The following is a 6,845-nucleotide window of genomic DNA, read 5'->3' as shown; positions in this document are numbered from 1 at the left end:
GAAGGCGGGCGCGCCGGTGGCGAGCGCCGCGACGCAGGCCAGAACGCGCATCCAGGCCCGCAAACCCATTCCGGTTCCCCTTGGCGCCCTCACTACGCAGCTCACCCGCACGACACGTTTTGGTCCCTACCCTTGGAATGGGGAAAAGCTGTGTCATAAGGACGTCGTACCCGCAAGGACCCAAGCATGACCGTCAACGCCGCACTTCGCGATTACCTGAAGACCCGCCGCTCGGTGGGCATCGCCTTCCTCCGCGAGCCGGGGCCGAGCCCCGAGGAGCTGGACGAGATCCTCACCATCGGCACCCGGGTGCCCGACCATGGCAAGCTGGTGCCGTGGCGCCTCGTCGTCATTGCCGGTGCGGCCCGTGCCGCCGCCGGCGAGCGCCTCGCGGAAATCGCGCGGCGGCGCAACCCGGCCCTCGACGAGGCCTCGCTCGACGTCGAGCGGCGGCAGTTCCTGCCGGCGCCAGTGACGATCGGCGTCATCTCGTCGCCGCGGCCGAGCCCCAAGGCCCCCGAGATGGAGCAGCTGCTGTCGGCCGGCAATGTGTGCTTCAACCTGTCCCACGCCGCCTTCGCCCTCGGCTACGCGGCGAGCTGGACCAATCGCTGGTACGGCTTCGACCCCGAGGCGCAGACCATGCTGGGCGCGCGGGGCGGGGAGCGCTTCGTCGGCTTCGTGCATATCGGCACTCCCGCCACCGTTCCCGAGGATCGCGAACGTCCGGCGCTCGCCGACGTCGTTACGCATTGGCAAGGTTAGCACTTCGTTAACCTTGTTCGGATGTCGTTAATCGGCGTGGCGAAAGGGTGGAATCGATGGGGGTAAGGCCGATTTCGGTGCCGCCGGGCCTGGCCCGTGTCCTTGACACGGCCGGGTCCCGGAGCGACGTCGATTTTGGCTACCTGCTGCACACCGCCATCCGTGAAAGCAGTTTGAATCCAAAGGCCAAGGCCGCCACGTCGTCGGCTACGGGGCTGTTCCAGTTCCTCGATGCCACCTGGCTGCAGGTCATGAAGTCGGAGGGGCCGCGGCTCGGCTACGGCCGCTATGCCGACGCCATCGTCGAAACTCCCGGCGGCGAGTTGACGATAAGGGACAAGGCGTTGCGGGAGGAAATTCTCAAGCTGCGCGAGGACCCGCAGGTGGCCGCGGACCTCGCCGCCGCCTTCACCCGCAGCAATGGCGCCCGGCTGCTCGAGCGCTTCGGCCGCATGCCCAGCCCGGGCGAACTCTACATCGCCCATTTCCTCGGCGCCGAGGGGGCGGCACAGCTGTTCGAGGCCGGCCTGGCCGACCCCGACCGGATCGCGGCGGACCTGTTCCCGCGGCAGGCGAAGGCAAACCGCGCCATTTTCTTCGAGGACGGGCGGCCGCGCACGATCCGGCAGGTCTATCAGGTACTTGTGGCGCAGCATGAAGGGTCGGGTGCTGCCAGTTCCGGGTTCGCGGCACAGCAGATCGCTGCCGACCCGGCCCCGAAATGGCCGGCTCAGCAGGCCCTGCCGTCGCGCTTCTCGCCGGACGAAATGTCGTTCACCTCCCTGTTCTCGACGGAAGCCGAGACGGCGCCCCGGGCGCTGCTCACGCCGGCGGACGATGCCGCCGCCAGTGCCTTCTTCACCCAGCTCTACGCCAAATAACAGGGTTAACCGCGGCTCTAGGAACAGGGTGAACCGTTCCTTAAGGCTTGGCGCCTACAAGCGAACCATTGGGTGGGGCTCGGAGACTCTTCATGGTCGCGTACCAGGATTTCGTTGCCCTGTGCCGCTCAGGCAGCAGCGAAGACCGGGGCCGGGCGGCGCACCTGGCCGCGAAGGCCTATCTCGGGCATAGCGGGCCGGCCGACGAGCACGCAGCTCTCTACGCGGCGCTGATCGGCTTTCTCGACGACCCCTCGGTGAAGGTGCGCGCAGCACTGGCCTACGGCCTGCTGCATGCCGCCGAAGCGCCGCGCCCGGTCATGCTGGCCCTGCTGCGCGACAGCCCGGTGATTTCCCGGGCGGTGGTGCAGTATTCCCCGGCGCTGATCGACGCCGACCTCGTCGGTTTCGTCCGTGGGGCCGATCCGGCCATGCTCGCCGCCGTGGCCATGCGCGAGCGGTTGAGCGCCCGCGTCGCCGGAGCGATCATCGGCCGCAGCGTGCGGGCCGTGACGCTGCCGCTGCTGCAGCGGCGCGACGTGCCGGTGGCCGTCGACGATCTCGTGCGTCTCGCAGCGGAGGGCGCCGCCGACGCCCGGATTCGCGGGGCTCTGCTGGGGCGGTCCGACCTGCCGGCGGGCGTCCGGCTCCACCTGGTCGAGGCGGCCGCTGCCGCCCTGCGCGAGGCCCGCATCGTGAAGGGGGCGGTAGCGCCGGCACGGCTGGAGCGGCTGCTGCGCCACGCCGGCGACACGGCCCTGACGGCGATCGGCGAGGGCGTCGCCCATCGCGACGGGCAGGACTATGCCGCCGCGCTGATCGCCGGCGACCGCCTGTCTGCCCGCGTCCTGCTGCACGCCATCGTCAGCGGTCACGTGCTGTTCTTTGCCGATTGCCTGGCGCAATTGTCCCAGGCGCCGCGCGCCAAGGTCTTCGCGCTGCTCGAAACCGGCAGCCGCGCCGCCCTCAACGCCTTGCTGGTGCGCTGCGGCCTTGGCGAGGCCGTGCGCAACCTGATCTCGCGCCTGGTCTTGCTCGCCCGCTCCGCCGATTTGGCCGACGATGTGGCGGCGCGCCATTTCGTCGTGACCGTGCTGCTCGAGGAACTCATCGTCGAGCACGATGCCGAGATCCCGCCCGAACTCGAGGAGGCCTTCGCCTATCTCTCGGAACAGAATGTGATGCTCGCCCGCGAGGCGGCGCGCGGCGTGATGGCGGCCTTTGCCGAGGAGGGGACGGCGAGGGACGGGATGCCGGACCTGACGGACGGCGGGCCGCTGGCGCTGCCGGCCGCCTAGTAGCGGAACTGTTCGGTCAGCACCCGCTCTTCGAGGCTGGTGCCGGGATCGAAGAGCAGCGTCGCCCGGTGCTCGCGGCCCTCACGGACCACGACCTCGACGACGTTGTGGAACTCGACATTGTCGGCCACGGCGCTCACCGGCCGCTTGTCGACCTCCCGGGCGCGAAACGTCACCACCGCCCGGTTGTTGAGGATGGCGCCGCGCCAGCGCCGCGGCCGGAACGGGGAAATGGGGGTCAGCGCCAGCAGCGGCGCGTCGATCGGCAGGATCGGGCCGTGCGCGGACAGGTTGTAGGCGGTCGAGCCGGCCGGGGTGGCGACCAGCACGCCGTCGCAGATGAGTTCGTCGAGCCGCGGCTGGCCGTCGACGCTGATCTCGAGCTTGATCGCCTGATAGGACGCCCGGAACAGCGACACTTCGTTGAGCGCCAGGGCCTCGTGCCGCTCGCCCGCCGTGTTGCGCACGGCCATGGTCAGCGGATGGATGTCGGTGGCCTTGGCCGCCCTGAGCCGCTCGACCAGCCGGTCGGCGGCGTATTCGTTCATGAGGAACCCGACGGTGCCGAAATTCATGCCGTAGACGGGGACGTTGCGGTCCATGACGCGGTGCAGCGTCTGCAGCATCAGCCCGTCGCCGCCAAGCCCCACGACCACTTCGGCATTGTCGAAACCGACTTCGCCATAGCGGCTGCGCAACGCTGCGGCGGCCGCATCCGCTTCCGGCGTCCCGCTCGAGACGAAGCTGATCCGATCGGTCGAAAACTGCTTCAAGCGCGCACTCCCCCGGGCGAGCGCCTGCCTAGCACGTGGATGGCGCCGGGCCAAGCCGCGGGGCGCTTGCACCCGTACCGGCGGCAATGGTAGCAAGCGCACCGGGCCGGTATAGCTCAGTTGGTAGAGCACCTGATTTGTAATCAGGGGGTCGCGGGTTCAAATCCTGCTGCCGGCACCAGCTTTTTCTGCCCCGCCCGGCGCGGCGCGTGGCCTGCAGTTTTATGCGAATGTGCGGTGCCTGAGGTGCCCGGTCTTAACCGGGCCGGGCCAGTGTCGGGGGCGAGGGCGCTCGCGCACGACGCACAGACCTGCCGATCCCGATGGCGCACGACATCTCGAACGCGCGTCACGTGCCGGGCCGGACGGCGCGGCGGAGAGGCTGCGGTTGCGGCCGGGCTGGACGAACGGCCGCAGCAGTGCCACGCTTCCGGTTCCTGTCCGCGAGGCGGCGCGGCCGTACGAAATCCTGGGAGGGGTGAGATGGCGTCCGGTTCGAAATTGACCTCGGTGCTGCTGCCTGCAGCGGTGGCGGCGGCGATCGGGATGGTTCCGGCCATGCTGGTGGCCGCGGCCATGATCGACACTGCGCGGCAGGGGTTCGACGAGCAGCTCTCCGGCGCGGAGGCGACCATCAATGCCATCGAGGCGCGCCTCGCATCGGTCGAAGCGCGCGCGCCGGAGGTGAACCGGCAGGACCTCGAGGCGCTCGGCGGCGAGCTAGCCGTCCTGCGCACCCGCTACGAACAGGCCGCGGACGGTGAGGCCGACACGCCCTCGCGCCGGGAACTCGAGGCGCTTGCAGCGGCGCTGGCCGACCTGCAGCGCGCGGGGGCCGGCAAGGACGCCCTCGCGGCGGTCGACGCCCGCGTCCAGGCGCTCGCCCGGCGCTTCGACGAAGTCCCGCAGGCGGCGCAGGTCGCCGAGCTGCGCCAGCAGGTCGAGGCCGCATCGGCGGCGCTTCTCGGCCTGCGGGACGACGTCGCCGCGGCCTCCGCTGGGGTCGCCGCGCTGCGGGCGGAACCGGCCGCGGCCGACCCGATACCGGGGCTGGTGCGCGACCTGCAGGGCCGCATCGAGGCCCTCGAACGGCGCCTCGGCGACGGCATGACGAGGGCCGGCGATGTCGCTGAGAACGGGGCCGGAGCGCTCCCCGCGGGCGCGCCGGAGACACCGTTGCTGGCCAGGCTGGACGCCGTGGAGCAGCGCATCGGCACGCTGCCGGATGCCGCTCGCGTGGACCGCCTGCAGAGCGACGTTGCCACGGTATCGGACCTCGTCGCCGGCCTGGCCCGCTCGCAGCCCGAACCCGCCGTGCTCGACACGCTTTCGGCCAAGGTCGCCAGCATCGAGGAGCGCGTGGGCCAGTGGCCGCAGGCAGCCGCGGTTACCGCCCTGGTCGGCGACGTGGACGCCTTGTCGCGCCAAATCGAGGCGCTGCAGCGCCGGCAGCCCGACCCGGCGGCGATCGAGCGGCTCACCGCTCTGGTCGAGGAACTCCGCCAGCGGCCGGCGGCCGCGGCAGAGCGCGAGCCGCCACGACTGCTCGGGCAACTCTATTTCGAACCCGCCAGCGCCGAGGTATCGGACGCCGACCTGGCGGCCGTGCTGGCGACCATGGACGGGCTGCAGGGCCAGATCGGCCAGATCACCATCGTCGGCTTCACCGACAGCATCGGCTCGCCCGCAGCCAACCAGGCGTTGTCGCAGCGGCGGTCGGCGGCGGTCCGGCAGGCCCTGCTGCGCCACGGCATCCGCCCCGAGATGATCGTGTCCATCGATGGCCTCGGCGAATACGGCCCGCCGGTTGATACCGACGACGGCATCCAGCTGAGGGAGAACCGGACGGTACTGGTCTACGGCTACTGACGGGCAGGCCGCCGCCGCGGGGCGGCCGTTTGTCGCCACGGCGGGGCATTGTCTTCACCCGGGCTCACCCATAGGTTGGCGCCGGCAGGGACTTGGCGAAGGGGACAGGGGGCTGGAAAGCCCGCATCGGGCGCGCCCCTGGCCCAGCGTATGGACTGTGTGATGGCCGACCCGATGATCTATGTCGACGCCGATGCGTGCCCGGTGAAGGATGAGGCATTGCGCGTCGCCATGCGCCACAGGCTGACGATCACCTTCGTTGCCAACAAAGGGGTTCGGCCGACACGCGACCCGATGATCCGCTATGTCTACGTGCCGCAGGGCCCGGATGCGGCGGACGACTGGATCGTGGAAGAAGTCGCCGCCAACGACATCGTCGTTACCGCCGACATTCCGCTTGCCAGCCGCGTGTTGCAGGCCGGGGCACACGTACTGGCGCCTACCGGCAGGCGCTTCACCAAGGACTCCATCGGCATGGCGCTGGCGATGCGCGACCTCAAGCAGCACCTGCGGGAAACCGGGGAGAGCAGGGGCCTCAATCCCGAATTTTCGGCCCGTGACCGCTCGCAGTTCCTGTCCGCGCTCGACGAGATGGTGAACCGTGCGCGACGCCGCGCCCATCTCGGCGCGGAATAAGGCGAAAACCGAGCGGACCCCGTGCGGCGTCTGTTGCACGGGGCTTCGTTGCTGCGGTAAAGCCGGGCCAGCGGCCCGATTCCAAGCTCGAAGCCCGCGTCCGATGGAGAGGACACCTGTCATGAAAGTTACAACTCTTTGGGGTTTGCCCCTAGCGCTGGCCTTGGGCTTGTCGCTCGCGGCCTGCGACACCAACAACACCCCGCCGGCCCCGGCCACCGACGCAGCGGCCCCGGCCGCGGACGACGCGGCCGCTGAGCAGAAGGCGGCCGAGGAGGCCGCCGCCGCCGCGAAGGCCGCCGAGGAAGCCGCTGCCGCCGAGAAGGCCGCGGCCGAGGCCAAGGCGGCGGAGGAGGCAGCAGCTGCCGCCAAGGCCGCCGAGGAAGCCGCCGCCGCCGAAAAAGCCGCGGCCGAGGCGAAGGCCGCCGAAGAGGCCGCCGCTGCAGCAAAGGCTGCCGAGGAAGCTGCCGCTGCCGCCAAGGCCGCGGAGGAAGCTGCTGCGGCCGAGAAGGCTGCCGCCGATGCCAAGGCCGCCGAGGAGGCCGCCGCCGCTGCCGCGCAGACAAAGGGCGCGGCCGACGCCCAGGCTGCCGTTGCGGCATCGAGCCCCGCGCCGGCCGCTA

Annotated in this window: 7 protein-coding genes and 1 tRNA gene; 7 read left to right on the top strand and 1 reads right to left on the bottom strand. The window is 70.6% G+C overall.

Features of this window, described 5'->3' with window-relative positions:
- Positions 1-186: 186 nt before the first annotated feature.
- The 3 genes from VGD93_RS11560 to VGD93_RS11550 all read left to right on the top strand — a co-directional run bounded on the left by VGD93_RS11560 (position 187) and on the right by VGD93_RS11550 (position 2,944).
- The gene (locus tag VGD93_RS11560) at positions 187-765 is read left to right on the top strand and encodes a nitroreductase family protein (protein ID WP_395012181.1); all 579 of its coding nucleotides are present in this window, start codon (positions 187-189) and stop codon (positions 763-765) included.
- A gap of 173 nt (positions 766-938) precedes the next feature.
- On the top strand, positions 939-1,646 hold the full coding sequence (locus tag VGD93_RS11555; RefSeq protein WP_395012179.1) for a hypothetical protein: 708 nt from the start codon (positions 939-941) through the stop codon (positions 1,644-1,646).
- A gap of 92 nt (positions 1,647-1,738) precedes the next feature.
- Positions 1,739-2,944, top strand: a complete 1,206-nt coding sequence (locus tag VGD93_RS11550) for a DUF2336 domain-containing protein (protein ID WP_395012177.1) — start codon at positions 1,739-1,741, stop codon at positions 2,942-2,944.
- Here the strand turns inward: VGD93_RS11550 and VGD93_RS11545 are convergent.
- Positions 2,941-3,717: an NAD kinase gene (locus VGD93_RS11545; RefSeq protein WP_395012175.1), complete on the bottom strand. Its 777-nt coding sequence runs from the start codon at positions 3,715-3,717 to the stop codon at positions 2,941-2,943. The genes VGD93_RS11550 and VGD93_RS11545 overlap by 4 nt on opposite strands.
- A gap of 105 nt (positions 3,718-3,822) precedes the next feature.
- Here VGD93_RS11545 and VGD93_RS11540 point away from each other — a divergent pair.
- From VGD93_RS11540 to VGD93_RS11525, 4 genes are all read left to right on the top strand, one after another.
- Positions 3,823-3,898 (top strand) — tRNA-Thr (locus VGD93_RS11540).
- Between the two features lie 302 nt (positions 3,899-4,200).
- Positions 4,201-5,586 carry an OmpA family protein gene (locus VGD93_RS11535; RefSeq protein ID WP_395012173.1) on the top strand — a complete coding sequence of 462 codons (1,386 nt, stop codon included), beginning with the start codon at positions 4,201-4,203 and terminating at the stop codon, positions 5,584-5,586.
- Between the two features lie 162 nt (positions 5,587-5,748).
- The gene (locus tag VGD93_RS11530) at positions 5,749-6,222 is read left to right on the top strand and encodes a YaiI/YqxD family protein (protein ID WP_395012172.1); all 474 of its coding nucleotides are present in this window, start codon (positions 5,749-5,751) and stop codon (positions 6,220-6,222) included.
- A 169-nt stretch (positions 6,223-6,391) separates the two neighbouring features.
- Positions 6,392-6,845, top strand: a 454-nt coding sequence (locus VGD93_RS11525; RefSeq protein WP_395012170.1) for a hypothetical protein, incomplete at its 3' end; no start/stop codon positions are given.

The organism is Devosia sp. (assembly GCF_036406155.1).
Classification (GTDB): Bacteria; Pseudomonadota; Alphaproteobacteria; order Rhizobiales; family Devosiaceae; genus Devosia_A.
Note: the sequence above shows the minus strand (reverse complement) of the source record. Positions and strands in the feature narration are given on the sequence as shown.

What these genes read in the sequence shown, in the direction of transcription:
- VGD93_RS11530 (WP_395012172.1), top strand. Translation starts at nt 5,749, where the DNA reads ATGGCCGACCCGATGATCTATGTCGACGCCGATGCGTGCCCGGTGAAG.
- VGD93_RS11535 (WP_395012173.1), top strand. Translation starts at nt 4,201, where the DNA reads ATGGCGTCCGGTTCGAAATTGACCTCGGTGCTGCTGCCTGCAGCGGTG.
- VGD93_RS11550 (WP_395012177.1), top strand. Translation starts at nt 1,739, where the DNA reads ATGGTCGCGTACCAGGATTTCGTTGCCCTGTGCCGCTCAGGCAGCAGC.
- VGD93_RS11560 (WP_395012181.1), top strand. Translation starts at nt 187, where the DNA reads ATGACCGTCAACGCCGCACTTCGCGATTACCTGAAGACCCGCCGCTCG.